This window comes from Microbacterium sp. LMC-P-041 (assembly GCF_030209555.1).
Lineage (GTDB): Bacteria > Actinomycetota > Actinomycetes > Actinomycetales > Microbacteriaceae > Microbacterium.
Map to the genome: position 1 here is coordinate 330,667 of NZ_JARVRV010000008.1, position 24,275 is coordinate 354,941.

General features: G+C 69.2%; 20 protein-coding genes and 1 tRNA gene. 11 read left to right on the forward strand and 10 right to left on the reverse strand.

What is annotated here, in order from left to right:
- Positions 1 to 35 precede the first annotated feature (35 nt).
- The 5 genes from QRN21_RS16225 (at position 36) to QRN21_RS16245 (ending at position 5,952) form a co-directional block, all read left to right on the forward strand.
- Positions 36 to 428 (forward strand): L-rhamnose mutarotase, encoded by a 393-nt coding sequence (locus QRN21_RS16225; protein WP_053098757.1) that lies wholly within the window; start codon positions 36 to 38, stop codon positions 426 to 428.
- Positions 425 to 1,591 carry an L-rhamnose isomerase gene (gene rhaI / locus QRN21_RS16230; RefSeq protein WP_053098756.1) on the forward strand — a complete coding sequence of 389 codons (1,167 nt, stop codon included), beginning with the start codon at positions 425 to 427 and terminating at the stop codon, positions 1,589 to 1,591. The genes QRN21_RS16225 and rhaI overlap by 4 nt, the downstream gene beginning before the upstream one ends.
- 79 nt (positions 1,592 to 1,670) lie before the next feature.
- Entirely contained in the window at positions 1,671 to 2,525 is an 855-nt protein-coding gene (locus tag QRN21_RS16235; protein ID WP_053098755.1) for an alpha/beta hydrolase, read from the forward strand.
- Positions 2,522 to 4,558: a bifunctional aldolase/short-chain dehydrogenase gene (locus QRN21_RS16240; RefSeq protein ID WP_285365264.1), complete on the forward strand. Its 2,037-nt coding sequence runs from the start codon at positions 2,522 to 2,524 to the stop codon at positions 4,556 to 4,558. The genes QRN21_RS16235 and QRN21_RS16240 overlap by 4 nt, the downstream gene beginning before the upstream one ends.
- A complete protein-coding gene (locus QRN21_RS16245; protein WP_285365266.1) occupies positions 4,555 to 5,952 on the forward strand; it encodes a rhamnulokinase in 1,398 nt (465 codons plus the stop codon). Before QRN21_RS16240 ends, QRN21_RS16245 begins: the two co-directional genes overlap by 4 nt.
- 174 nt (positions 5,953 to 6,126) lie before the next feature.
- On the opposite strand, the gene rhaS is transcribed toward QRN21_RS16245, so the two are convergent.
- From rhaS to QRN21_RS16265, 4 genes are read right to left on the reverse strand one after another with little or no spacing between them, the layout of a single operon-like run.
- Entirely contained in the window at positions 6,127 to 7,170 is a 1,044-nt protein-coding gene (gene rhaS, locus QRN21_RS16250) for a rhamnose ABC transporter substrate-binding protein (RefSeq protein ID WP_285365268.1), read from the reverse strand.
- A gap of 55 nt (positions 7,171 to 7,225) precedes the next feature.
- Positions 7,226 to 8,278, reverse strand: a complete 1,053-nt coding sequence (locus QRN21_RS16255; RefSeq protein ID WP_053098751.1) for an ABC transporter permease — start codon at positions 8,276 to 8,278, stop codon at positions 7,226 to 7,228.
- A complete protein-coding gene (locus QRN21_RS16260) occupies positions 8,275 to 9,306 on the reverse strand; it encodes an ABC transporter permease (RefSeq protein WP_285365269.1) in 1,032 nt (343 codons plus the stop codon). The genes QRN21_RS16255 and QRN21_RS16260 overlap by 4 nt, the downstream gene beginning before the upstream one ends.
- Positions 9,303 to 10,832: a sugar ABC transporter ATP-binding protein gene (locus tag QRN21_RS16265; protein WP_053098749.1), complete on the reverse strand. Its 1,530-nt coding sequence runs from the start codon at positions 10,830 to 10,832 to the stop codon at positions 9,303 to 9,305. Before QRN21_RS16265 ends, QRN21_RS16260 begins: the two co-directional genes overlap by 4 nt.
- A gap of 150 nt (positions 10,833 to 10,982) precedes the next feature.
- On the opposite strand from QRN21_RS16265, the gene QRN21_RS16270 reads away from it, so the two are divergent.
- A complete protein-coding gene (locus QRN21_RS16270; RefSeq protein ID WP_285365270.1) occupies positions 10,983 to 11,990 on the forward strand; it encodes a LacI family DNA-binding transcriptional regulator in 1,008 nt (335 codons plus the stop codon).
- 91 nt (positions 11,991 to 12,081) lie between these two features.
- Here the strand turns inward: QRN21_RS16270 and QRN21_RS16275 are convergent, their stop codons facing one another.
- Positions 12,082 to 13,125, reverse strand: coding sequence for a M24 family metallopeptidase (locus QRN21_RS16275; protein WP_230100994.1), 1,044 nt, complete (start codon positions 13,123 to 13,125; stop codon positions 12,082 to 12,084).
- Between the two features lie 74 nt (positions 13,126 to 13,199).
- Between QRN21_RS16275 and QRN21_RS16280 the strand changes: the two genes are divergently transcribed.
- The 4 genes from QRN21_RS16280 (at position 13,200) to QRN21_RS16295 (ending at position 17,611) form a co-directional block, all read left to right on the forward strand.
- Positions 13,200 to 14,204, forward strand: a complete 1,005-nt coding sequence (locus QRN21_RS16280) for a LacI family DNA-binding transcriptional regulator (RefSeq protein WP_285365273.1) — start codon at positions 13,200 to 13,202, stop codon at positions 14,202 to 14,204.
- Positions 14,205 to 14,289: 85 nt separating this feature from the next.
- Positions 14,290 to 15,618 (forward strand): Gfo/Idh/MocA family protein, encoded by a 1,329-nt coding sequence (locus tag QRN21_RS16285; protein WP_285365275.1) that lies wholly within the window; start codon positions 14,290 to 14,292, stop codon positions 15,616 to 15,618.
- Entirely contained in the window at positions 15,615 to 16,511 is an 897-nt protein-coding gene (locus tag QRN21_RS16290) for an NAD-dependent epimerase/dehydratase family protein (protein ID WP_056276808.1), read from the forward strand. The genes QRN21_RS16285 and QRN21_RS16290 overlap by 4 nt, the downstream gene beginning before the upstream one ends.
- Positions 16,508 to 17,611 carry a mandelate racemase/muconate lactonizing enzyme family protein gene (locus QRN21_RS16295; protein WP_285365277.1) on the forward strand — a complete coding sequence of 368 codons (1,104 nt, stop codon included), beginning with the start codon at positions 16,508 to 16,510 and terminating at the stop codon, positions 17,609 to 17,611. Before QRN21_RS16290 ends, QRN21_RS16295 begins: the two co-directional genes overlap by 4 nt.
- Before the next feature lie 23 nt (positions 17,612 to 17,634).
- Here the strand turns inward: QRN21_RS16295 and QRN21_RS16300 are convergent, their stop codons facing one another.
- Positions 17,635 to 19,923: a glycoside hydrolase family 3 C-terminal domain-containing protein gene (locus QRN21_RS16300; RefSeq protein ID WP_285365278.1), complete on the reverse strand. Its 2,289-nt coding sequence runs from the start codon at positions 19,921 to 19,923 to the stop codon at positions 17,635 to 17,637.
- A 93-nt stretch (positions 19,924 to 20,016) separates the two neighbouring features.
- Here QRN21_RS16300 and QRN21_RS16305 point away from each other — a divergent pair, with 93 nt between their 5' ends.
- Positions 20,017 to 20,613: a TetR/AcrR family transcriptional regulator gene (locus tag QRN21_RS16305; RefSeq protein WP_056276797.1), complete on the forward strand. Its 597-nt coding sequence runs from the start codon at positions 20,017 to 20,019 to the stop codon at positions 20,611 to 20,613.
- Between the two features lie 69 nt (positions 20,614 to 20,682).
- Here QRN21_RS16305 and QRN21_RS16310 read toward each other — a convergent pair whose 3' ends face one another.
- The 4 genes from QRN21_RS16310 to serS form a co-directional block, all read right to left on the reverse strand.
- Entirely contained in the window at positions 20,683 to 21,936 is a 1,254-nt protein-coding gene (locus QRN21_RS16310) for an LCP family protein (protein WP_053098742.1), read from the reverse strand.
- A gap of 50 nt (positions 21,937 to 21,986) precedes the next feature.
- Positions 21,987 to 22,071: transfer RNA gene (locus QRN21_RS16315), tRNA-Ser, on the reverse strand.
- Between the two features lie 42 nt (positions 22,072 to 22,113).
- A complete protein-coding gene (locus QRN21_RS16320) occupies positions 22,114 to 22,935 on the reverse strand; it encodes an HAD family hydrolase (protein WP_053098741.1) in 822 nt (273 codons plus the stop codon).
- Positions 22,932 to 24,215, reverse strand: a complete 1,284-nt coding sequence (serS, locus tag QRN21_RS16325) for a serine--tRNA ligase (RefSeq protein ID WP_285365280.1) — start codon at positions 24,213 to 24,215, stop codon at positions 22,932 to 22,934. The genes QRN21_RS16320 and serS overlap by 4 nt, the downstream gene beginning before the upstream one ends.
- Positions 24,216 to 24,275 lie beyond the last annotated feature (60 nt).

A 24,275-nucleotide genomic window follows, 5' to 3' on the forward strand; every position in this document is an offset into this window, starting at 1 on the left:
CGATTCAAAATCCGCTCGATGAAGAGAGAACCATCATGACCCGCGTCGCGTTCCAGTTGCAGGTGCGTCCTGAACTGCTCGACGAATACCTCGCCCGTCACTCGCCGGTCCGGCCCGAGATGCTGGCCGAGATCGCGGCCGCCGGCCGCCGCAACTACTCGCTGTTCCTCGCCGAGGGCGGCACGCTCGTCGGCTACTACGAGACCGACGACGATGCCGCCGCCCAGGCGTATCTCGCCGCCTCCCCCGTCGCCGCGCGCTGGGAGTCCGAGATGAGCCGATTCTTCATCGGTCTCGACGGACGCCCCGACCAGGCCGCCACCGCACTCGCCGAGGTGTTCCACCTCGAAGACCAGCTCGCCGACGCCGGCGACTCCCCCGCATCAGACATCGACAACCGCACCGACACCGAAGGCAGCGCCTCATGAGCATCCTCTCGTCCGACAACCTCGCCGCCCTCGAACAGCAGGGCATCGAACTCCCCAGCTGGGCGTTCGGCAACTCCGGCACGCGCTTCAAGGTGTTCGGCACGCCCGGCACGCCCCGCGACCCGTGGGAGAAGATCGCGGATGCCGCGCAGGTGAACAAGTACACGGCGCTCGCACCCTCGGTCGCCCTGCACATCCCGTGGGACCTGGTCGACTCGTTCTCCGACCTGCGCAAGCACGCCGAGGACCTCGGCGTGACCCTGGGCACCATCAACTCCAACACGTTCCAGGACGACGACTACAAGTTCGGCGCGCTGACCCACGAAGACCCGTCGATCCGCCAGAAGGCGATCGACCACCACCTCGCCTGCATCGACGTGATGGATGCCACGGGCAGCCGCGACCTGAAGATCTGGCTCGCCGAGGGCTCGAACTACCCGGGGCAGGCCGACCTGCGCGGCCGTCAGGACCGCCTGCAGGAGTCGCTGCAGCAGATCTACGCACGCCTCGGCGACGACCAGCGCCTCGTGCTCGAGTACAAGTTCTTCGAGCCGGCGTTCTACCACACCGATGTTCCCGACTGGGGCACGTCCTACGCCCAGGTCTCGTCCCTCGGCGACAAGGCCATGGTGTGCCTCGACACGGGCCACCACGCACCCGGCACCAACATCGAGTTCATCGTCATGCAGCTGCTGCGCCTCGGCAAGCTCGGGTCGTTCGACTTCAACTCGCGCTTCTACGCCGACGACGATCTCATCGTGGGCGCGGCCGATCCCTTCCAACTGTTCCGCATCCTGTTCGAGGTCGTGCGCGGCGGCGGCCTGAACAACCCCGATGTGGCGTTCATGCTCGACCAGTGCCACAACGTCGAGGACAAGATCCCCGGTCAGATCCGCTCGGTGCTCAACGTGCAGGAGATGACGGCGCGTGCGCTGATCGTCGACCGCGACGCCCTGACCGCGGCGCAGAAGTCCGGCGACGTGCTCGCCGCCAACGCCGTCTTCATGGACGCGTTCTACACCGACGTGCGCCCCGCGCTCGCCGAATGGCGAGAGTCGCGCGGCCTCGCAGCCGACCCGATGGCGGCCTACGCCGAGTCGGGCTACCAGCAGAAGATCGCCGCCGACCGCGTCGGTGGCGTGCAGGCCGGCTGGGGCGCCTGAGCCCGCACCCCGACCCGTCGGGATGCGGGAGCCGATCCCCGCATCCCGACGCCCCCCCCCCGACAGAACGGATGACACCGTGAACGAGCAGGTGCTCGACGGACCGCACGGACCGCTGCGCGTGCGGGTGTACACCCCGACCTCTCCCGTCGGCCCCGGACTCGTCTGGGTGCACGGCGGAGGGTTCGCCGCCGGTGAGATCGACATGCCGGAGGCCGATTGGGTCGCGCAGAGCTTCGCCGAGCGCGGCATCGCCGTGGTGTCGGTCGACTACGCGCTGGCTCCCTTCCCTCGCACCTGGGCTGCGGCAGCCGGGGCTCCCGAGCGAGAGGGCGTGCACTACCCGGTCGCCTCCGAGGAGGTCGAAGCCGCATTCCGCTGGGCGGTCGACTCCGGCCTCGCCGAGGGGCCGTGGTCGATCGGCGGAGCGAGCGCCGGCGGCAACCTCGCGACCGGCGCGGCACTGCGCCTCAGTCACGGCCCCGGGCCCTTCCCTGCGCTCGCGGTGCTCGCCTATCCGACGCTCCACGCCGTGCAGGCAGCCCCGGATGCTGCGCTGCGTGCCGCCCTCGACGCGGACCCCGATGCCGACGTGTTCGGCCCCGACCCGGTGCGCGGCATGTACGAGAACTACCTCGGCGGGCCGGTCGACGGTGGCGACGTCTACGCCGTGCCCGGCACAGCGTCCCCCGCCCAGCTCTCGCATTTCCCCGCCACGATCATGATCAACGGCGAGGTCGACGAGCTCCGTGTCTCCGGCGAGGCGTTCGGCGCCCTGCTGCGCGACGCGGGCGTCGAAATCGACATCTCGACCGAGGCGGGCACCCGCCACGGCCACCTCAATCAGCCCGAACTCGCGGCAGCGACAGCATCGATCGACCGCTTCGCCGCCCGCATCCTCGCCACGTCTCCACAGAACAGGGAACAGCCATGACCAACCCCACCGCCGCCGCCCTCATCGAGCGGTCGAACCGCCTGGGCGCCGACCCGAAGAACACCAACTACGCCGGCGGCAACACGTCGGCGAAGGGCACGGAGACCGACCCCGTCACGGGTCAGCCCGTCGAGCTGATGTGGGTGAAGGGTTCGGGTGGCGACCTGGGGACGCTCAAGGAGCAGGGTCTCGCCGTGCTGCGCCTCGACCGCATGCGCGCACTCGTCGACGTCTACCCGGGTCTTGACCGCGAAGACGAGATGGTCGCCGCGTTCGACTACTGCCTGCACGGCAAGGGCGGTGCAGCTCCGTCGATCGACACCGCGATGCACGGGCTCGTCGACGCCGCGCACGTCGACCACCTGCACCCCGACTCGGGCATCGCGATCGCCACCGCGGCCGACGGCGAAGAGCTGACGGCGAAGATCTTCGGCGACAAGGTCGTGTGGGTTCCGTGGCGTCGCCCCGGATTCCAGCTCGGACTCGACATCGCCGCCATCAAGGCGAAGAACCCGCAGGCCATCGGCACGATCCTCGGCGGCCACGGCATCACCGCCTGGGGCGACACGTCGGAGGAGGCCGAAGCCAACTCCCTCTGGATCATCGACACCGCGGCCGCCTACATCGAGGCCAACGGCAAGGCCGATCCGTTCGGCGGCGTCCGTGCCGGCTTCGAGGCACTCCCCGAGGCCGAGCGGCGTGAGCGCGCAGCGGCCCTCGCCGGCACCATTCGCGGGATCGCGTCGACCGACAAGCCGATGGTCGGCCACTTCACCGACTCCGACGTCGTCCTCGACTTCCTCGCCTCCGAGCGCGCCCCTGAACTCGCGGCTCTCGGCACCAGCTGCCCCGACCACTTCCTGCGCACCAAGGTCAAGCCGCTGATCCTCGACCTGCCGGTCACGGCATCCGCCGATGAGCAGATCGCCCGTCTGCACGAACTGCACACCGAGTACCGCGCCGACTACCAGGCCTACTACGACGCGCACGCGACCGCCGAGTCGCCCGCGATCCGCGGCGCCGACCCGCTCATCGTGCTCGTGCCCGGCATCGGAATGTTCTCCTACGGCGCCAACAAGCAGACCGCCCGCGTCGCCGGTGAGTTCTACGTCAACGCGATCAACGTCATGCGCGGCGCCGAGGCACTGTCGACCTACTCGCCCATCTCTGACGCCGAGAAGTTCGACATCGAGTACTGGGCGCTCGAAGAGGCCAAGCTGCAGCGCATGCCGAAGCCGAAGTCGCACCAGGGACGCATCGCCTTCGTCACCGGAGCCGCCAGCGGCATCGGCAAGGCCATCGCCACCCGCCTCGCCGCAGAGGGCGCCTGCGTCGTCATCGCCGACCTCGACCTCGAGAAGGCACAGGCGGCCGCCGCCGAGCTGGGCAGCACCGACGTCGCGATCGGCGTCGCGGCGAACGTCGCCGATGCGGATGCCATCCAAGCGGCGCTGAACGACGCCGTGCTCGCGTTCGGCGGCGTCGACCTCGTCGTCAACAACGCCGGTCTCTCGCTGTCGAAGCCGCTGCTCGAGACCACCGAGAAGGACTGGGATCTGCAGCACGACGTCATGGCGAAGGGCTCGTTCCTCGTGTCGAAGGCCGCGGCCCGCGTGCTGATCGACCAGAAGCTCGGCGGCGACATCATCTACATCTCGTCGAAGAACTCCGTCTTCGCCGGCCCCAACAACATCGCCTACTCGGCGACCAAGGCCGACCAGGCCCACCAGGTGCGGCTGCTGGCCGTCGAGCTCGGCGAGTTCGGCATCCGCGTCAACGGCATCAACCCCGACGGTGTCGTGCGCGGCTCGGGTATCTTCGCCTCCGGCTGGGGCGCGAACCGTGCCGCGACCTACGGTGTCGCCGAAGAGGACCTCGGCCAGTTCTACGCCAACCGCACGATCCTCAAGCGCGAGGTCGTTCCCGAGAACGTGGCGGATGCCGTCTACGTGCTGACGGGTCCCGAGCTGAGCCGCACGACGGGTCTCCACATCCCGGTCGACTCCGGCGTCGCTGCGGCGTTCCTGCGATGACGGTGCGGTCCGTCGCCGCCGTCGACCTCGGAGCGACCAGCGGTCGCGTCATGATCGGCCGGATCGGCGACGGCCGGCTCGACCTCGAACTCGTCTCGCGGTTCCCGAACGGGCCCGTCGAGCGCGAAGACGGTCTGCACTGGGACTTCGGCGCTCTCTACGAGCACGTCGTCGCAGGGCTCGCCGAGGCGGTACGGCGCGAACCGGCGATCGAGAGCGTCGGCATCGACTCGTGGGCCGTCGACTACGGCCTGCTGCGAGACGGCGAACTCCTCGCCGAGCCGTTCCACTACCGCGACGAGCGCACGGCGCGCGGGGTCGAGGAGGTGCACACGGTCGCGCCCTTCGCCGAGCTCTACGGCCGCAACGGACTGCAGTTCCTGCCGTTCAACACGCTGTACCAGTACCGCGTCGATGCCCGCCTCGCCGACGCGGACACCGCGTTGCTCATTCCCGACCTCATCGCGTTCCTGCTCACCCGAACAGCGGTGGCCGAGCGGACGAACGCCTCGACCACCGGGCTCCTCGGCGTCGAGTCGGGCGAGTGGGACGCCGAGCTCGCCGAGCGCATCGGCATCCCGACGCACATCCTGCCGACGCTCGTCGATCCGGGCGAGACGATCGGCACACTCCGCGCGGACCTGGTCGAGCGCATCGGCAAGAAGCTGCCGGTGATCGCGGTCGGGTCGCACGACACAGCATCCGCCGTCGTCGCCGCTCCCCTGTCGACCCCGCACTCCGCCTACATCTCGTGCGGCACCTGGGGGCTGGTCGGCGTCGAGCTGACCGAGCCGGTGCTGACGGATGCCGCGCGCGAGGCGAACTTCACGCACGAGCTCGGCGTGGACCGTCGCTACCGCTTCCTGCACAACGTGACGGGACTCTGGCTGCTGAGCGAGACCGTGCGCGCGTGGGAGACGGAGGACGGCTCGCGGATCGACCTGCCCGAGCTGCTGGCCGCGGCATCCGCCGTGACAGACGACGTGCCCCTCTTCGACGCGAACGACGCGTCGCTCAGCGCACCGGGAGACATGCCCGCGCGCATCGCGACACTGCTCGGGCCCGAGGCTCCGAGGACGCGACCCGCCTTCGCCCGATCGATCGTCGAGTCGATCGCGACCGCCTTCGCGGATGCCGTGCAGACGGCAGCCGATCTGTCAGGGCGCGAACTCGACAGCATCCACCTCGTAGGAGGCGGCTCGCTGAACCGTCTGCTGTGCCAGGCCACCGCGGATCGCACCGGCCTTCCTGTGCTCGCCGGCCCCGTCGAGGCGACAGCCCTCGGCAACGTGCTCGTGCAGGCACGGGCTCTCGGCGCCGCCCCGGCATCCCTCGAGGAGCTGCGCGCCCTCGTCGCCGCGACGCACGAACCGGAGCGCTTCGACCCGCGCTGACCCCTCACGCCCGTCGCAGCCCCTCATCCGACCGCCCGTATCCCCGATGGCTGCCGGTGCGGACCCCTGTGCGGGTGCGGATGCCCGCCCTGTCAGGCGCCGGAGAACGCACACCGCCGCGCACACGGAAAGGGGCGCCGAGGCCGAAGCCCCGACGCCCCTCCCGAACTCGACTCAGAAGTCGAACTCGCCGATGTTGTCTGCGTTGAACTCGAACGGGTCGCCGAGAAGAACGACGCCGTCGGCGCCGACCGTGTACTCGCCGAGGTCTCCGGCCTCGAAGGTGTCGCCCTCTTCGCCGGTGATCTCGCCCTCGATCAGCGCCTTGGAGGCGAAGGCGGCCAGGTAGCCGAGGTCGGCCGGGTTCCACAGCGCGAACGCGGTGACGGTGCCGTCTTCGACGTACTCGCGCATCTGGTTCGGGGTGCCGAGACCGGTGATGGCGACCTTGCCCTTGTAGTCCGAGGTGGACACGTACCGCGCCGCAGCCGCGATGCCGACCGTGGTGGGCGAGATGATGCCCTTCAGGTTCGGGTGGCTCTGCAGCAGCGCAGCGGTCTTGTCGAACGACGTCTGGTCGTCGTCGTCACCGTAGACGGTCTCGACGATCGTGATGTCGGGGTACTCGCTGGCGACGTACTCCTTCATCAGGTCGATCCAGGCGTTCTGGTTCGTCGCGTTGGCCGATGCCGACAGGATCGCGACCTCGCCGGCTCCGCCGATCTGGTCGGCGATCAGGTCGACCTGCACCTTGGCGATGCCCTCGGAGTCCGCCTGGTTGATGAACAGGTCGCGGCATTCGGGGTTCGTGTCGGAGTCGAAGGTGACGACCTTGACGCCGGCGTCACGGGCCTCGTTCAGCGCGTCGCAGATCGCCTTCGGGTCGTTCGCCGAGACGACGAGCGCGCCGACGGCCTGCTGCGTCGCGGTGTTGATGTAGCTGACCTGGGCGTCGGGGGTGGCCTCGGCCGGGCCGACCTCGGCGAACGTGCCGCCGAACTCGTCGACGGCGGTCTTGCCGCCCTCGCTCGAGGTGTCGAAGTACGGGTTGCCGAGGTTCTTGGGCAGGAACGTGATCGCGAGGTTGTCGGATCCGCCTTCACTCTCTGAACCCGAGCCTCCGGATCCGCCGCTGGTGTCGGCGCAGCCGCTCAGCACGAGCGCTGCGGCCACGGCGACCGCCGCGAACCCCGCGATCTTCTTACGTGCAAACGTCATTGTTCTTCCTTTCGTGATGATCACCGCTGGCGGGTGCCGGCGATGAGAGGCTGCCTCATGGTGCGGGAGAGGCTGCTACGCGCAGTGGCGGACCGGCCTTCGCGCGGACGCGCTGCGCCCAGGCGAGGACGCTCGCTGCGACGACCGAGAAGATCAGCAGCCCGCCGGTGATGATGTTGATGACGTCGGAGGTGACGCCCGCGAGGCGCAGGCTGCTGCCCAGCACCCCGATCAGGAGAACGGCGGCGACGACGCCGTGCAGGTGTCCCCGTCCGCCGAACACCGACACTCCGCCGAGCACCACGGCCGCGATGACCTGCAGTTCGAGCCCGGTGGCGTTGTCGCCTCGGGCGCTGCCGAACCGCAGCGTGTAGAAGATGCCTGCGAAGGCGGCGACCACGCCCGAGAGCACGAACAGGATGAACTTCGTCCGTTCGACGTCGACGCCCGAGAACCGCGCGGCGTCCTTCGACAGACCGATCGCGAAGACACCACGGCCGAAGGGCGTGAAGTGCAGCAGCACGGCGAACAGCACCAGCAGGATCAGGAACGGGATGACGATGTACGGGATGGTCGTCCCGGCGATCTTCGCCTTCGCGAGCGCCGTCCATGTCTCGGGGAAGTCCGTGACGGCCGTGGTGCCGAGCAGGCCGACCGCAAGCCCGCGGAAGAGTGCGAGTGTGCCGATCGTGACGGCGAGCGACGGCAGCCCGACGATCGTGACGAGGAACCCGTTGAAGGCTCCGCCGACGACGCCGACGAGGAGGGCCGCAAGGGCGGCGACCTCGAAGGGAGCACCCGACTCGGTGAGGACTCCGGTGACGACGCTGGCGAGCCCCACCATGGATCCCACCGACAGGTCGATCTCGCCCGTGATCATGACGAGCGTCATGGGCAGCGCGATGAGCAGGATCGGTGCGACGTCGAGCAGGAGGTAGTTCGCGGTGATCGGCTGGGCGAAGCCGCGGATCGTGACGGCCGCCACGATCGTCACCAGCACGAGGAGCGCGATGATCGCGAACTCGCGGTTGATGAAGATGCGCCGCCACAGCGGACGGTCGTAGTCGCGGATGACGCGGGTCGACGTCGTCGTCGTTGTCGTGGTCATGATTCGTCCCTCGCCTCGATGAGCTGGCGTCTCTGTCTGACCGCGAGCACCCGGTCGAGCACGATGGCCCCGATGATGAGCACACCGACCACGGCACGCTGCCAGAAGTCCGGGATGCCGAGAATGGGCAGCGCGCGGTTGATGGTCATCAGGAGCATCGCGCCGATGGCCGCGCCCCAGACCGTGCCGACACCGCCGGTGATCGCGATGCCACCGATGACGGCTGCGCCGACGGCATCCAGCTCCCAGCCGCTTCCCGCCTGCGAGCTGATGGATCCGTATCGCGCGGCGTAGAAGACGCCGGCGAGACCTGCGAGTGCACCCGAGAGGACGAACGCGGAGAGCACCCGACGGGTGACCTTGAGGCCGTAGAGCTCGGCCGCCGAGGGGTCGGAGCCGATCGCGTAGTACTCGCGTCCGCCCCGGATGTTGCGCAGATACCAGGCCGCGAGCGCGAGCACGACCACCGCGATGATCGTCAGCACAGGGATGAACAGGATCTGCTGCGTGCCGAGTGCGAGGAAGTCCTTGGGCATGTCGGAGGCGTTGATGCGATCGCTGCCGGTCCACAGCACGTTGATGCCGCGGTAGGCATAGAGCGTGCCGAGCGTGATCACCATGGCCGGCACCTTCGCGAAGGCGACCAGCGCGCCGTTCACGAGGCCGAGGAAGGCCCCGAGCAGGACGGCCGCGATCACGACGACCACGATCGGGATGCCGGGGACGTCGACGAAGAGGCGTCCGGTCAGGTAGGCCGTGAGGCCCATCACCGAGCCCACCGACAGATCGACGTTGCGCGTGATGATGACGATCGCCTGGCCCACGGCGACGAGCATGAGGATCGACGGCGTGAGCAGCAGATCGCGCCAGCCGTCGGAGCTGAAGAGGAACGCCGGGTTCTTGACGGTCGCGGCGATCACGACGAGCACGAGCGCGGCGAGGATGCCGAACTCGCGTGCACGGCCGATGCCGCCGGGCTTCTTCGCGATCGCCGGAGCGGCGGCCGCGGGTGCGGTGGTGGTGCTCATGAGTGCAGCTCCGATGAGTGGGTGGCGGCGAACATGACGTTCTCGCTGGTGGCGTCGTCGCGGGAGATCTCGGCGGTGATGCGTCCTTCGCGCATCACGAGCACGCGATCCGCCATGCCGAGCACCTCGGGCAGCTCGGACGAGATCATCAGGATGCCCATGCCCTCGCCGGCGAGCTGCGACAGCAGTCGGTGCACCTCGGACTTGGTGCCGACGTCGATGCCGCGAGTCGGTTCGTCGATGATGAGGACGCGCGGGTCGGTGGCCAGCCACTTGGCCAGCACGACCTTCTGCTGATTGCCGCCCGAGAGCGTGGACGCCACGGTGTCGAGCGCGTGCGTCTTCACCTCGAGGCGCGACGCCCACTCCTTCGCCGCACGGTTCTCGATGCCGCTCGTGATGAGTCCCCACTTCGAGAGGCGCCGGCGGATGGCGAGCGTGATGTTGCCTCCGACGCTCGCGTCGATCACGAGGCCCTGCTTGCGGCGGTCCTCGGGAACGAGCGCGAGTCCGCTGCGCATCGCGGCGGTCGGGTTGCGGCGGGCGACGCCCGCGCCGAGCATCCGCACCTCTCCCTCGTCGTAGGGATCGACGCCGAAGATCGCGCGGGCGACCTCCGAGCGACCGGCACCGACGAGACCTGCCAGTGCGACGATCTCGCCCGCGCGCACCGTGAACGAGATGTCATGGAAGACGCCGGGACGGGTGAGCGCTGTGACCTCGAGCAGCGGCTCGCCGATGGCGGCCTCCTGCTTGGGGAACAGCTCGGTGACGTCGCGGCCGACCATCTGGCGCACCAGTTCGTCGACCGTGGTCTCGGCGATGGGAGTGGTGTCGATGTATGCCCCGTCACGCATGACGGTGACGGTGTCGCACAGGTCGAACACCTCGTCGAAGCGATGCGAGATGAAGAGGATCGCGCGTCCCTCGTCGCGGAGGCTCCGCGCGACCGCGAAGAGTCGGTCGACCTCGACGCCGCTGAGTGCGGCCGTCGGCTCGTCCATGATCAGCACGCTCGCGTCGAGGGAGATGGCCTTGGCGATCTCGATGATCTGCTGGTCGGCGATCGACAGACCCTCGGTGATGCGGTCGGGGTCGAGCGTCACGCCCAGGCGGCGGAAGATCCGGTCGACTTCGGTGCGCATGGCCTTGCGGTCGATGCGGCCGAGGAAGCCGGTGGGCTGACGTCCCATGAAGATGTTCTCGGTGACCGAGAGATCGGGGAACAGCGTCGGCTCCTGGTAGATGACCGCGATGCCCGCGGCCTTCGACTGGGCGGTGCTGGTGAAATCGACATCGTCGCCGTGCAGACGGAAGTCGCCCGAGTCGCGGCGGTACAGACCGGCCATGATCTTCACGAGCGTGGACTTGCCCGCGCCGTTCTCGCCGATGAGGGCGTGGATCGAGCCGGGGCGGAGCGTCAGGCTGCCGGAGCGGAGTGCGACGACGGGGCCGAAGGACTTCACCACCCGATGCAGCTCGAGCGCGGTGGGGGGAGCGCTGCGGGCGGAGGCTGCGTCTACCACTGGCTTTCCTCTCCGTTGAGGGGGATGATGATCGGAATGAACTTCACCTGAATCGATTCAAGCTCGTTTCAGGCTAGTGTATGTGATGCCGGTCTCAGGTCAACCCCCGATGCCGAAGCGTGATCCGCCCGACGACGAGAGGACTGCCGAATGCCGGTCAGCATCCGCGATGTCGCCGTTCGCGCTGGCGTCTCCGTCGGCACCGTCTCGAACGTCCTGAACCGACCGGAGGAGGTCTCCAGCGAGTCGGTCGAGCGAGTGACGCAGGCGATAGAAGAGCTCGGCTACGTGCGAAACGACGCCGCCCGCAAGCTCAGAGCCGGCGTGAGCACGACCGTCGGATTCGTCGTGCTCGACGGCCAGAACCCCTTCTACAACGATGTGGTGCGCGGTGCCGAAGACGAGGCGTCCAGCCACGGCATCGCGATCCTGTACGGCAACACCGACGACGACCCGTCCCGCGAGAAGGTCTATCTCGACCTGTTTCGCGAGCAGCAGGTGCGCGGCCTGCTGATCGCCCCCTACGGCGACGTCATGACGCAGCTGCGCAAGTTCCGAGCGAGCGGGATCGCGACGGTTCTCGTCGACCGATTCAGCGCCGACAGCGGGTTCTCGTCGGTGTCGGTCGACAGCGTCGCGGGTGGGCGGCTGGCGGTCGAGCACCTCATCGAGGGCGGTCGGCGGCGGATCGCCTTCGTCGGCGGCCCCTTCGACATGCGTCAGGTCACCGACCGTCTCGCGGGCGCTCGCGCGGCGGCCGAGAACGCGGCGGTGCACGTCGAGCTCGAGGTCGTGCCGACGGCGGCGATGACGGTCGAAGAGGGCGTCGCCGCCGGAGCGCGCCTGCTCACCCGCCCTCGGCGCGAGTGGCCCGACGCGCTCTTCGCCGCCAACGATCTGCTCGCCCTCGGCCTGCTGCAGTCGCTCGTGTCGGGCGGACGCCTGCTCGTCCCCGACGAGATCGCGCTGATCGGCTTCGACGACAATCCGTTCGCGGCCGCCGCCGCGGTGCCGTTGTCATCCATCCGTCAGCCCAGCCGCATGATCGGTCGCACGGCGCTGCGGATCGTGCTCGAAGAGGCGGCCGACCCCGAGAGCATCCCCCGCCAGACCGTGTTCCCGCCCGAGCTGATCGTGCGCAGCTCGACCGGCGGCTGACCCGGGGCGGCCTTCCCCGGACATCGGCGGCTCACGTGCATCCGCAACCTGAGCCGGCATTCGGCGCCGAGCCCCGCCATCGACCCCCCGATCAGGCCCCGTACGCCCTCGAGACCGGCCGATGCAGCCCCTCGTACTCGACCGACGGCCAGCGCTCATCGACCGTGAGCACCTCCCAGTCGTCATCTGTGCGCAGCAGGGTGTCTTCGACTTTGCGGCCCGGTGCGGTCGGGTTCCAGGCGAACGCCTGATCCTCGACGATCAGATCCGCCGTGGATGCCGTGGCGCGGGGATCGCGACCGGCATACCCGGTCGGTCCGCCCTGGTGGTGGCGCTGCCATTCGTCGGCGTCGAACCCATAGCGGGCGTACGCCGCGATGCCCGCCGTGAACGCGTCGTTCAGACGGGCTCCCGGCACTGACGCATCGAGGAGAGCCCGCTCCACGCCCCAGATCGGCTCGTCATCGACGGATGCGCCGACCCAGCGTGTCGCGTTGGCGATGAGCCCGTTCCGACGCCCGCACACGACGATCATCGCCCGCTCTCCGAGCAGCCCGGCGGTCGGAAGCGGATGCCGGAACGCAGTCCGATCGGAACCGGCGACCAGCACGACGAGCGGATCGATCCCTCGGGCGAGGAGCTCGGCGGAGACGATCGCGGCGACCATCCGCTCGCTCTGCTCCGGACCGACGCGGGCGAGCGCATCCGTCAGCGCCTCGGCCGTCTCCCGTCCGAGAAGTCGATATCTGGCACGCTCGGCCGGCAGCAGGCGCGCGCGAGCCGCGCGCAGTTCAGCCGCCACGTGCGATTCGGCGACGCCGGCCTCCTCAGCCGCGGCGGCAGCGGGTGGGATCCACCACGGCACGCGCACCACGCGCGCGGCATCCTCCGGCAGCAGCTCCTCGGCGATCAGCCGATCGGCCTCGTTCTCGGCGATGAAGAGCACATCGCCCTGCGCCTCCGCCCGCACCGCGAGCACCGGAGGACCCGCGAGCGACACATGCGTGCGCACGCCCTCGAGGTACCACGACAGCGATTCGTGAGAGACGAGCACCACGGGCGCCCCGTCGACCTCTCGGCGCACGCGCGCCAGCCGATCCTGCTTCTCGGCGCGGTCCTCGGATGCTCCAGCCATGAGACCCTCCCTGAAGAACGTTTTCTCGTAGTATGACGACAGCCGCGACCTCTCGCGGACACGAAGGGATGCCGATGGCACGCGAATCGACACGCCCCGGCATCACCGACGTCGCGAAACTCGCCGGCGTCTCGCTGTCGACGGTGTCGCGCGCGATGAACGGCAACCCGACGGTCGATCCGGCGCTCGCCGAGCGCGTGCAGGCAGCCGCTGCGCAGCTCGGCTACACGGCGAACCCCGTGGCACGGAGCCTGGTGCTCGGCCGCACCCAGACCATCGCCGTCGTGATCCCCGACCTCGAGAACCCGACGTTCCAGGCGATCCTGCGTGGCCTCAGCCGCGCGGCCACGGCCGACGGATATCACGTGCTGGTCGCCGACTCGCGTGAGGACCTGGATGAAGAGCAGGCGCTCGCCCGAGCGACCAGGCTGCGCACCGACGGCGTGATCCTCTGCGCCCCTCGAATGCCCGAGGAGGACCTCGGCCGACTGCTGCCGATGCTCTCCCCCGCCGTCGTGATCAACCGCGGCCCGCAGACGAGCACTCCCGTGGTCGGCGCCGACTACAGATCCGGCATGCGCGAGATCGTCGGCCACCTCACCTCGCTCGGCCACCGCCGGCTCGTCTATCTCGCCGGCGCCACCCGCAGCGTGACGCACAGGGCGCGGCAGGATGCGATCGCGGCGGAGCTCTCCCGGACCGACGGGCTCGAAGTCGAGGAGATCACCGCAGGCGTCGACTTCGACAGCGGCACCGCGGTCGCCGACCAGGTTCTCGCGAGCGGAGCCACCGCAGTGATCGCCTACAACGACCTCGTCGCCATGGGGCTGCTCTCGGCCCTGACCGTGCGCGGCGTCGACGTGCCGGAGCAGCTGTCGATCACGGGTTTCGACGACATCCCCTTCGCCGCCTACACCTCACCCCCGCTCACGACCGTGGCCGTTCCCGCGGTCGAGATCGGCGCAGCCGCATGGGCTGCGATGCACGACCAGCTCACCGGCGGCGATCCCACGGCAGCGCTCACCTTCACGCCGACCCTGATCGTGCGCGGCAGCACCGCCACCGTGCACACGCCCTGAACCGCCGGCGGTCCCGGGGCCTGACACCTCTCCTGTGCTATCGTCGAGAAAACGTTTCCTGACCGGAGATCGAAGAGAGATCACGATGACGAAGACCCGCTACGCCCTCGCCGGTGCCGGAGCCCGCGCGCAGATGTACGTCGAGGGGATCATCGGCACGCACCGTGACCGCGCCGAGCTCGTGGCGATCATCGAGCCGAACCCGGTGCGGGCCGGGCACTACGCCGACCGCATCGCGGAGGTCGGCGCGCCGGCGCCCCGCCTCGCCACCCCCGGCGAGCTCGAGCAGGTGATCAGCGACGAGCGGGTCGACCGGGTCATCATCTGCTCCCGCGACGACCTCCACGCCGAGCTGATCGTCCGGTCGCTCGAAGCGGGCGCCGACGTCGTCGTCGAGAAGCCGCTCACGATCGACGCGGCGAGCGCCGTCCGGATCGAAGACGCCGTCGAGCGCACCGGTCGCCAGGTCGTGCTGACGTTCAACTACCGCTACTCGCCCCGCAACAGCGCACTGCGCCAGGTGATCCAGGACGGCACGATCGGCGACGTCACGTCCGTGGACTTCTCGTGGATGCTCGACACGAACCACGGCGCCGACTACTTCCGCCGCTGGCACCGCGAGAAGAAGAACTCGGGCGGTCTGCTCGTGCACAAGTCGAGCCACCACTTCGACCTCGTCAACTGGTGGATCCGTTCGCAGCCGACCCGCGTCTTCGCGTCCGGCGGCCTGCGTTTCTACGGCGCCGACAACGCTCAGAGCCGCGGCCTGGGCGTGCGCCCCGCCCGCGGCACGCACGACGACGGCGACCTGTTCGAACTCGATCTGCGCACCGATGAGCGTCTCACCGCGCTCTACCTCGACGCCGAGGAGCACGACGGGTACCGGCGCGATCTCGACGTGTTCAGCGAGGGCATCACGATCGAGGACAACCTCGCACTCGTCGTCGACTATGCGTCCGGCGCGACGATGTCGTACTCGTTGAACGCGCACTCCCCCTGGGAGGGCTACCGCGTCGCCGTCAACGGCACCCTCGGCCGGGTCGAGCTCGAGGTGGTCGAGCGCGGCGCCGTGCTCGCGGGCGAGGGACTGCACCCGCACATCGACCCCAGCCTCTCCGGCGGCCACGGCACGACCGCACTGCGCCCTGAGAGCGAGCGTCTGATCGTGCAGCGCCACTGGGAAGAGGCCTACGAGGTCCCGATCGACGGCGGCGACGGAGGCCACGGCGGTGGAGACGAGCTGCTGCTGTCCGATGTCTTCGAGGGCCCCGGGGACGACCCCCTCGCGCGTCCGGCCGACTGGACCGACGGCATCCGCTCGATCGCGGTGGGCATCGCGGGCAACCGCTCACTCGAGACGGGCCTTCCGGTGAAGGTCGACGAGCTCGGGATCGCTCTGCTGGCGCGGCCATGAGGATCATCGTCACCGGCGGTTCGGGCAGACTCGGACGCACCCTGGTGACGGGCCTCGCAGATGCCGGGCACGAGATCGTCTCGATCGACCGGGAGCCGAGCGCGGCCCTCGACCGGGACGGGATCACGCAGGCGTCCCTCGACCTGACGGACGCGGATGCCACGGCATCCGCTCTCGCCGCGACGTCGGCGGATGCACTGATCCATCTCGCGGCGATCGCGGTGCCCTTCAGCGCACCCGAGGACGTGATCATCCGCACGAACGCGGCTCTCGCCCAGTCGGTGCTGGGCGGAGCCGTACGGGCCGGCATCCACCGCGTCGTCGCGGCGTCGAGTCCCACCGTGGTCGGCTATGGCGCACCTCGCGGCTGGACCCCTGAGCGCCTCCCCCTCGACGAGACGTCGCCGACCGAGCCCTGGAACGCCTACGCCCTGTCGAAGCTGCTCATCGAGCAGACCGTCGACATGCTGCGGCGTCAGGCCGGCGACGACGTGCGCTTCGCCTCCTTCCGCCCCTGCTACGTGATCGCCCCAGAGGAGTGGGCCGGCGCTCTCACCCAGCAGGGCCACACCGTTCTCGATCGTCTCGACGATCCGGCGCTCTCCGCGCCGGCGCTCTTCAACTATGTCGACGCCCGCGACGTCGCAGCCTTCACCGACACCCTCCTCGCCGCGCTCGACCACATCCCGAACGGCGAGAGATTCTTCGTGGGAGCCGACGATGCCCTCGCCCGCCGCCCGCTGAGCGAGCTGCTGCCCGAGTTCCACCCCGGCACCGAGCACGCGGCCGCGGCGCTGACCGGCACTTCCCCCGCCTTCTCGTCCGACAAGGCCGCCCGACTCCTCGGCTGGCGCCCGTCCCGCACCTGGCGTGCAGAGCTGGCACTGCTGTGACCACGATCCGGAGCCTGTCGACTCGTCTGCAGACGGTGCCGCTGACTCGTCCGTGGGCTGCCGACGTCACCTCCGTCGGCGTGATCGCGACTCATGTCGTGCGCTCCGACGGTGGCGAGGGATGGGGCTTCTCGTGGAGTCCGCAGATCGGTGCGCCCGCCGTGCAGGCGCTGCTCGAGCATGACATCGCTCCCGCCGCGGTCGGCCGCTCCGCCACGCCCGCCGAGAGCTGGCAGGGGATGTGGGAGCACCTGCACGAAGCCGGAGGCGGGGGGATCACGACGATCGCACTCGCCGGTCTGGACCTGGCGCTGTGGGATGCGGAGGCGCGGTCGACCGGCGTCTCGGTGTCGGAGTCGATCGGCCGCCGCCGCGAACGGGTGCGCGCCTACGGCTCAGGCGTGAACCTGCACTACTCGCTCGACGAACTGCTCGCCCAGGTGCAGCGCTGGATCGATGCGGGGTTCGAGGCGGTCAAGATCAAGGTCGGAAAGCCCGACATGGCCGAGGACGCCGATCGGGTCGCCGCCGTCCGCGAGCTGCTCGGCCCTGATCGGGGGCTGATGATCGACGCGAACCAGCGGTGGGATCTGGCGCGGGCGACCGCATCCGTCGAGGTCCTGTCGCGCTTCGACCTCGCCTGGATCGAAGAGCCCCTGCGCGCCGACGACCTCGACGGACACACGGAACTCGCACGGCGCATCGACGTGCCTATCGCGCTCGGCGAGAATCTGCACACCGCGCACCGTTTCGGCGACTTCCTGCGCGCGGGTGCGGCGCAGATCCTGCAGCCCAACATCGTGCGGGTCGGCGGGATCACGCCGTTCCTCCGCATCGCCGAGCTGGTCGCCGCGCACGGTGCGACCCTGCACCCGCACCTTCTGCCCGAGCTCTCGGGTCAGCTCGCGCTGACTCTGCCAGACACCCGCCACGAGGTCCTGGTCGAAGACGTCGAAGACGCCGGCTTCGGTGCGCTGGGAGCTCTCGCCGACCCCTCGCCGGTGACGATCGCCGACGGCCACCTCACCGAGAACCCGCACCACGGCCTCGGGCTCCGCTTCGCTCCCCTGCTCGACGACGGGGCCCGCCTCGGCGCCTGAGTTCTCGGCGCCGAGGCGTGCGGTCAGGCCTGCGGCAGCGCGCCGGCGTTCGCTCCGGCGAGCAGCTCCTCGACCTGCTCGTGCGTCACGTCCACCCCCGGGAATCCGATGAGGCGGCCGATCGGGAACGACGCCATCATCTTCTCCATGGCCTCGTCGTTGGGCATCATCGATGCCGCCGACGAATCGGCGCCGCTCAGTTCGCCCAGGAAGCCGCCGAGCGCGCCCATCATGATCGGCCCCGCGACGGGGTGCGCCATCACATCGCCGATCGAGGAGTTCATGGTGAGGGGCAGCGAGACCACATCACCCGCCACCTCGACGGTCGCGGTGGAGCGGATGTCGCGGCTCGATGCCGCGACATCGATGCGGTACTCGCCGGGCTCGACCATCCAGCGGTCGACGCGGACGTCCCAGTAGGCGAGGTCCTCGCGACGGATGACCAGCTCGACCGTCCGGGTCTCGCCCGCGTCGATCGCCACCGAGGCGAAGGCCTTGAGCTCGCGAGGCGCGCGCTGGACGACCGAGGACACCGGAGCGGCGTACACCTGCACGATCTCGCGGCCGTCGCGGGTTCCGGTGTTGGTCACGTCGACGCGCACGGCGATGTCACCGTTCTCGGCCGCTTCGACCGTTGCCTCGCCGTACGAGAAGGCCGTGTACGAGAGCCCGTGGCCGAACGGGAACCTGACATCGAGTCCCTTCGCGTCGTACCAGCGGTAGCCGACCAGCACTCCCTCGCCGTAGCGGACATGACCGAACTCGCCGGGGAAGCTGCCGAACGACGGGTTGTCCTCCACACGCACCGGCACCGTCTCGGTGAGCTTGCCCGACGGGTTCACGGCGCCGTAGAGCACGTCGGCGACCGCTCCGCCGCCCGCCTGTCCGAGCAGCCAGGTCTCGACGATCGCGGGCACCCGGTCGGCGAAGGGCAGCGCGACGACGCCGCCGTTCGAGAGCACGACGACCGTCGCGGGATTCGCCTCGATCACGGCGTCGAGCACCGCCAGCTGAGCCGCCGGAAGGTCGATGTGCTCGCGGTCGAAGCCCTCCGACTCCTCTGCGGCGGGGAGGCCGAGGAACACGACCGCGACATCCGCTGCGGACGCGGCGGCGACCGCCTCCGCGCGCAGGTCGTCAGCGGAGCGACCGGATGCGGCGGTGTCGCCGCCTTCCACGGCGAAGCCCGGCGCATATGCGACGTGGTCCCCACCGATCGCGCGCAGCTCGTCCAGCGCCTTGTCGACCCTGGTCGGGTTGATGAGCGACGATCCTGCTCCCTGGAATCGCGGCTCGGTGGCGAAGGCGCCGATGACCGCGATGCGCTGCTCGGGGGCGAGCGGCAGCAGGTCTCCGTCGTTCTTGAGCAGCACGATCGAGCGACCGGCCGCCTCCCTGGCGAGCGCATGGTGCGCGTCGACGTCGAGCGGGCCGGAGACGGCCGGACGCCGCTGCGCCTTGCGGACCAGATCGATCGCGCGGTCGGCCGCTGTGTCCAGCACGCTCTCAGCGAGCTCGCCGGCGCGCACGGCAGCGACGAGCTGCGCATCCGTCCGACCTCCCGACGACGGCATCTCGAGATCGAGGCCGGCGGCGACGCCCGCCACACGATCGTTCACGGCACCCCAGTCCGACACGACGAGACCGTCGAAGCCCCAGTCGTCGCGGAGCACCTGGGTGAGCAGCCAGGGGTCCTCCGATGCGTAGACGCCGTTGATGCGGTTGTACGAGCACATGACCGTCCATGGCTGAGCGTCCTTGACCACGCGCTCGAAGCCACGCAGGTAGATCTCGTGCAGCGGTCGCGGGTCGACGTCGGAGCTCGCCCGCATCCGGTCGAACTCCTGGTTGTTCGCGGCGAAGTGCTTCAGCGACGTGCCGACGCCCTGCGACTGCACACCGCGCACCGAGGCGGCACCCAGGGTTCCCGAGACGATCGGGTCTTCGGAGAAGTACTCGAAGTTGCGGCCGCACAGCGGCGACCGCTTGATGTTGATGCCGGGGCCCAGCACGATCGCGACGTCTTCGATGGCCGCCTCGACTCCGATGGCGGCGCCGACCCGCTCGATGAGCTCGGGGTCGAACGACGATCCGATGCCGACGGCCGGTGGGAAGCACGTCGCCGGCACGCTGCTCGAGAGGCCGAGGTGGTCGGTTCCCCCCGACTGCTTGCGCAGGCCGTGCGGCCCGTCGGTCATCATGATCGACGGCAGACCGACGCGATCGATGGCCTTCGTGGTCCAGAAGTCCGCGCCGCTCGTGAGCGACGCCTTCTCCTCGAGGGTGAGATCGGATGCCGAGGTGTCGGTCATGGTCTTCCTTTCGCGCGCGACAACGGTGTCTTGCGAAAACTATATGCCAGTAAGTATTGGATCTCAAACGTTGTTCAGGATTACTCTCGAGGAATGGCACGACGAGGTTCATACGCGAAGGGCGTCGCCAGGCGCGAGGAGATCCTCGAGAGCGCTCTCGATGTGATCGGCCGCAAGGGGTATCAGAACGCCTCACTCAAGCAGATAGCCGAACTCGTCGGCGTCACCCCGGCCGCCCTGCTGCACTACTTCGGCAGCAAGGAGGAGCTGTTCACCGAGGTGCTGCGCACGCGCGACGAACACGACGGGATGGCGCCGCAGACCTCGAACCCCGCAGACGCGAAGTCCGCGTTCGTCGACGTCATCCGCCACAACACCGAGGTCCCGGGCGTCGTGGAGCTGTTCTCCCGACTCTCCGTCGATGCCGTCGACCCCGCGCATCCCGCGCATCAGTACTTCCTCGAGCGCAGCGAGCGGCTCCGTGAGAGCATCACCGACGCCTTCGCCCACGATGCCGGCCGTCGAGCCACTCTCGATCCGGACACCATGGCGCGCGTGATCCAGGCGGTCGCCGACGGACTCCAACTGCAGTGGATGATCGATCGCTCGGTCGACATGCCCGGCATCATCAGCGCTCTGATGGATGTGCTCTACCCGCCGACCGATCAGCCCGACGCGCAAGAGGGCTGAATGCGGAGAACCGCCCCTCGCGCTGTAGGCGAGGGGCGGTTCTTCGTGACGGAGAGTGCAGTCGGCGCGTCAGCGCACGTTCCCGTTCGAGCAGGTCTGCTGTGCGGCCGAGTTGCCCTTGATCGTGTCGGGCAGCGCCACCACGTTCTCGGGTGCGGCCGAGGGGTCCGGCGTCGCCGCCTCCGCTCCCGGCTCCGCCGGTGCCTGCGTTCCCGGGTCCGTGACGACGACGCCGTCGTTCTCGGTGTTCTGATGCGTGACCTGCAGTTGAGCGTTCTGGTTGATCGCGTCCCACATGGCCTCTGCTGACGTCTTGTCCGGCACGACGCGGTTGGGGTCGTCCGGGTCCGTGAAGGTCGGGTACTGCAGGAAGACGATGTCCTCGAAGGGCACGGACTTCACCGCGAGCGCGATCTGCACGATCTTCATCGGGTCGGCCAGCGACGTGCTCGCCTCGACGTTGTCGAGACCGGTCGTCGCGAGCTTCAGCATCATCGGCACGTTGCCGAGCGTCTCGCCGCTGATGAGCGTGCGCGCGAGGCTCGACATGTACTGCTGCTGGTTGCCGATGCGGCCGAGGTCGCTTCCGTCGCCGACTCCGTGTCGGGTCCGCAGGAACTGCAGCGCGGTGATGCCCTCGATCACATGGTTTCCGGCTGCGAGGTCGAGGCCCGTGTACCGGTCCTTGATCGGGGAGGCGAGGCACACCTCGACGCCGCCGATCGCGTTGGTGATCTCGATCACGCCGCCGAAGGTGACCGAGGCCGCGAACTGGATGTCCTGACCGGAGAGGTCGGAGACCGTCTTCGCGACGCAGTTGAGTCCTCCGTCGGTGTAGGCGACGTTGATCTGCTGCTTGTTCATCGCGGAGTGCACCTCGCCCTCTGCGTCCTCGCACTCGGGGATCGGGACCATCATGTCGCGCGGAAGGCTGACGACGGTGATCCGGCGCGGCTCCTCCGACACATGCATGAGGAGGTTCACGTCGTTGAGGGTGCCTTCGGAGTCCGCGCCCGTGCAGCGGTCGCCGAAGTACTGCGCGTACGCCTCTTCGCACGTGTCGACACCGGTGAGCAGCAGATTGAATCCGCCCTTGTACTCACTGATGTCGGGCGGCAGCTCCTCGGTGCTGTCGAGTTCGACAGCGTTGGCCGAGACGGTGCTCGAGAGGTCGTAGACGATGTAGGAGACGACGCCGAAGCCGCTCACCAGGACGACGGCGAGACCGATCGCGATGAACTTGAGCAGTTGGCTGAGGGGGCCCGGCGTGTGGAGCTGACCGTGGCGCGCGATGGTGCGGCGGCGTCGCGTGGTGGGACTCACTCGGGGCCTTTCGGTTCAGCGTACGGCGCGGAGGCACCGTCCCTGGAATGCGGAGGGTGTGGGATTCGAACCCACGAGACATCTCTGCCCACTGGTTTTCAAGACCAGCTCCATCGGCCACTCGGACAACCCTCCCGACAGACGAATCTGCCGACAAGCCGTGAGTCTAGCCGAGTTCTATTCTCCCGCGCTGACCTGGGCGGCCGCTGGAAGCGTGTTCAGCGCCATCGCGAGACCGCCGTCCTCGACATCGCCGGTCACCTCGCCCGCGGCATCCTTCACCTCTGTCGGCGCCTGCCCCATGGCGACCGCCCGGCCGTCGAGACCCAGCGCCCAGCCGAACATGCCGATGTCGTTGCGCCCGTCGCCGGCCACGAAGACGTGCCCGCGCTCGAAGCCGAGCTCGGTGCGCACGCGCTCCAGCGCCGTGCCCTTGTCCACTCCCTGCGGTGCGATGTCGAGCCAGGCCGTCCAGCCGATCGCGTAGGAGACCTCATTCAGCCCGGCGTCCGCCACGAGGCGGTGGAAGTCCTCCTCGTCGTGCCCGGGAGAGACGACGACGACACGGGACACCGGTTCGGCGACGAGCTCTTCGAAGCCGACCTGCCGTCCGCCGTCGAGCGTCCAGTCGTCCAGGTGCTCGGTGTAGAGCCGCAGCCCTGACCCGAGCTCGACCATGTAGCGGGCTTCCGGGAGCCGCTCGCGCAGCAGAGCGAGCACGGGAGACGGATCGAACGTCTCGATGTGCCACCGCTCCCAGTCGTCTCCCACACGGCGCATGGTCACCGCACCGTTCGAGCACACCACGAAATCGGCGGTCAGCTCGAGCTGCTCGACATAGCGACGCGTCGCCATCCAGCTGCGTCCGGTGGCGATCGTGACCACATGGCCGGCGTCTCGCAGGCGCGCGACCGCCTCGGGAACACCGGGACTCATCGTCTCGTCCTGCAGGATGATCGTGCCGTCGACGTCGAGCCCGACGAGCCAGGGAGCTGTCACGCGGTCGGCTCCAGAACCTCGAGCCCGCCGAGGTACGGGCGCAGCACCTCCGGCACGCGGACCGATCCGTCGGCCTGCTGGTGCGTCTCGAGCAGCGCGACGATCCATCGGGTCGTCGCGAGGGTGCCGTTGAGGGTGGCGACCGGCTGCGTCTTCGCGGTCTGCCCCTCCTGAGCCTCGGGTCGGTGGCGGATGTCGAGACGGCGCGCCTGATACGTCGTGCAGTTCGAGGTGGAGGTGAGCTCGCGGAACGCGCCCTGCGTCGGGACCCACGCCTCGATGTCGTACTTGCGTGCGGCGCTGGAGCCCAGGTCGCCGGCGGCCACGTCGATCACGCGGTAGGCGAGACCGAGCGAGGTCAGCATCTCCTCCTGCAGCGCGACGAGGCGCAGGTGCTCGGCCTCCGCGTCCTCCGGGTTCGTGTAGACGAACATCTCGAGCTTGTTGAACTGGTGCACCCGGATGATGCCGCGGGTGTCCTTGCCATGGGAGCCCGCCTCACGGCGGTAGCAGGTCGACCATCCGGCGTACCGCAGCGCGCCCTTGCCGAGGTCGAGGATCTCGTCCTTGTGGTATCCGGCGAGTGCGACCTCGCTGGTGCCGACGAGGTAGAGGTCGTCGTCCTTGTCCAGGTGGTACACCTCGTCGGCGTGCTCGCCGAGGAATCCGGTGCCCTGCATGACCTCGGGCCGCACCAGGGTGGGCGTGATCAGCGGGATGAAGTCGTTCTGCAGCGCCTTGTCGAGGGCGAGGTTCATGAGCGCGATCTCGAGCCGCGCTCCGATCCCGCGCAGGAAGTAGAAGCGGGCGCCCGACACCTTCGCGCCGCGCTCCATGTCGATCGCGCCGAGGATCTCGCCGAGCTCGAGGTGGTCTCGCGGCTCGAAGTCGAATGCGGGGACCTCGCCCACGCGTCGCAGCTCGACGAAGTCCGCCTCGCCGCCCGCGGGGACGCCGTCGACGACGACGTTCTCGATGCGTGCGAGAGCCACCGCCAGGGCGTCTGCCGCCTCGTTCGCGGCCTGCTGCGCCTGCTTGACGCGCTCGGCGAGGTCTTTGACCTGAGCGACGAGCGCCGCCTTCTCCTCCTTGGGAGCCTTCGCCACCAGCTTGCCGAAGGCGTTCTGCTCGGCGCGCAGCTCTTCGAACGCGGCGAGCGCCGCTCGGCGCGATCTGTCAGCCTCGAGCGCGGTGTCGACGGTGCCCTGGTCATTGCCACGGGCGGCCTGAGAGCGGCGGACGATCTCCGGATTTTCGCGGAGGAGTGCGAGGTCGATCATCCATCAAGTCTATGGTGCGGCCCGGGCGCGTCCGCCGCGTCCGGGCGGGCCGACGCCCGG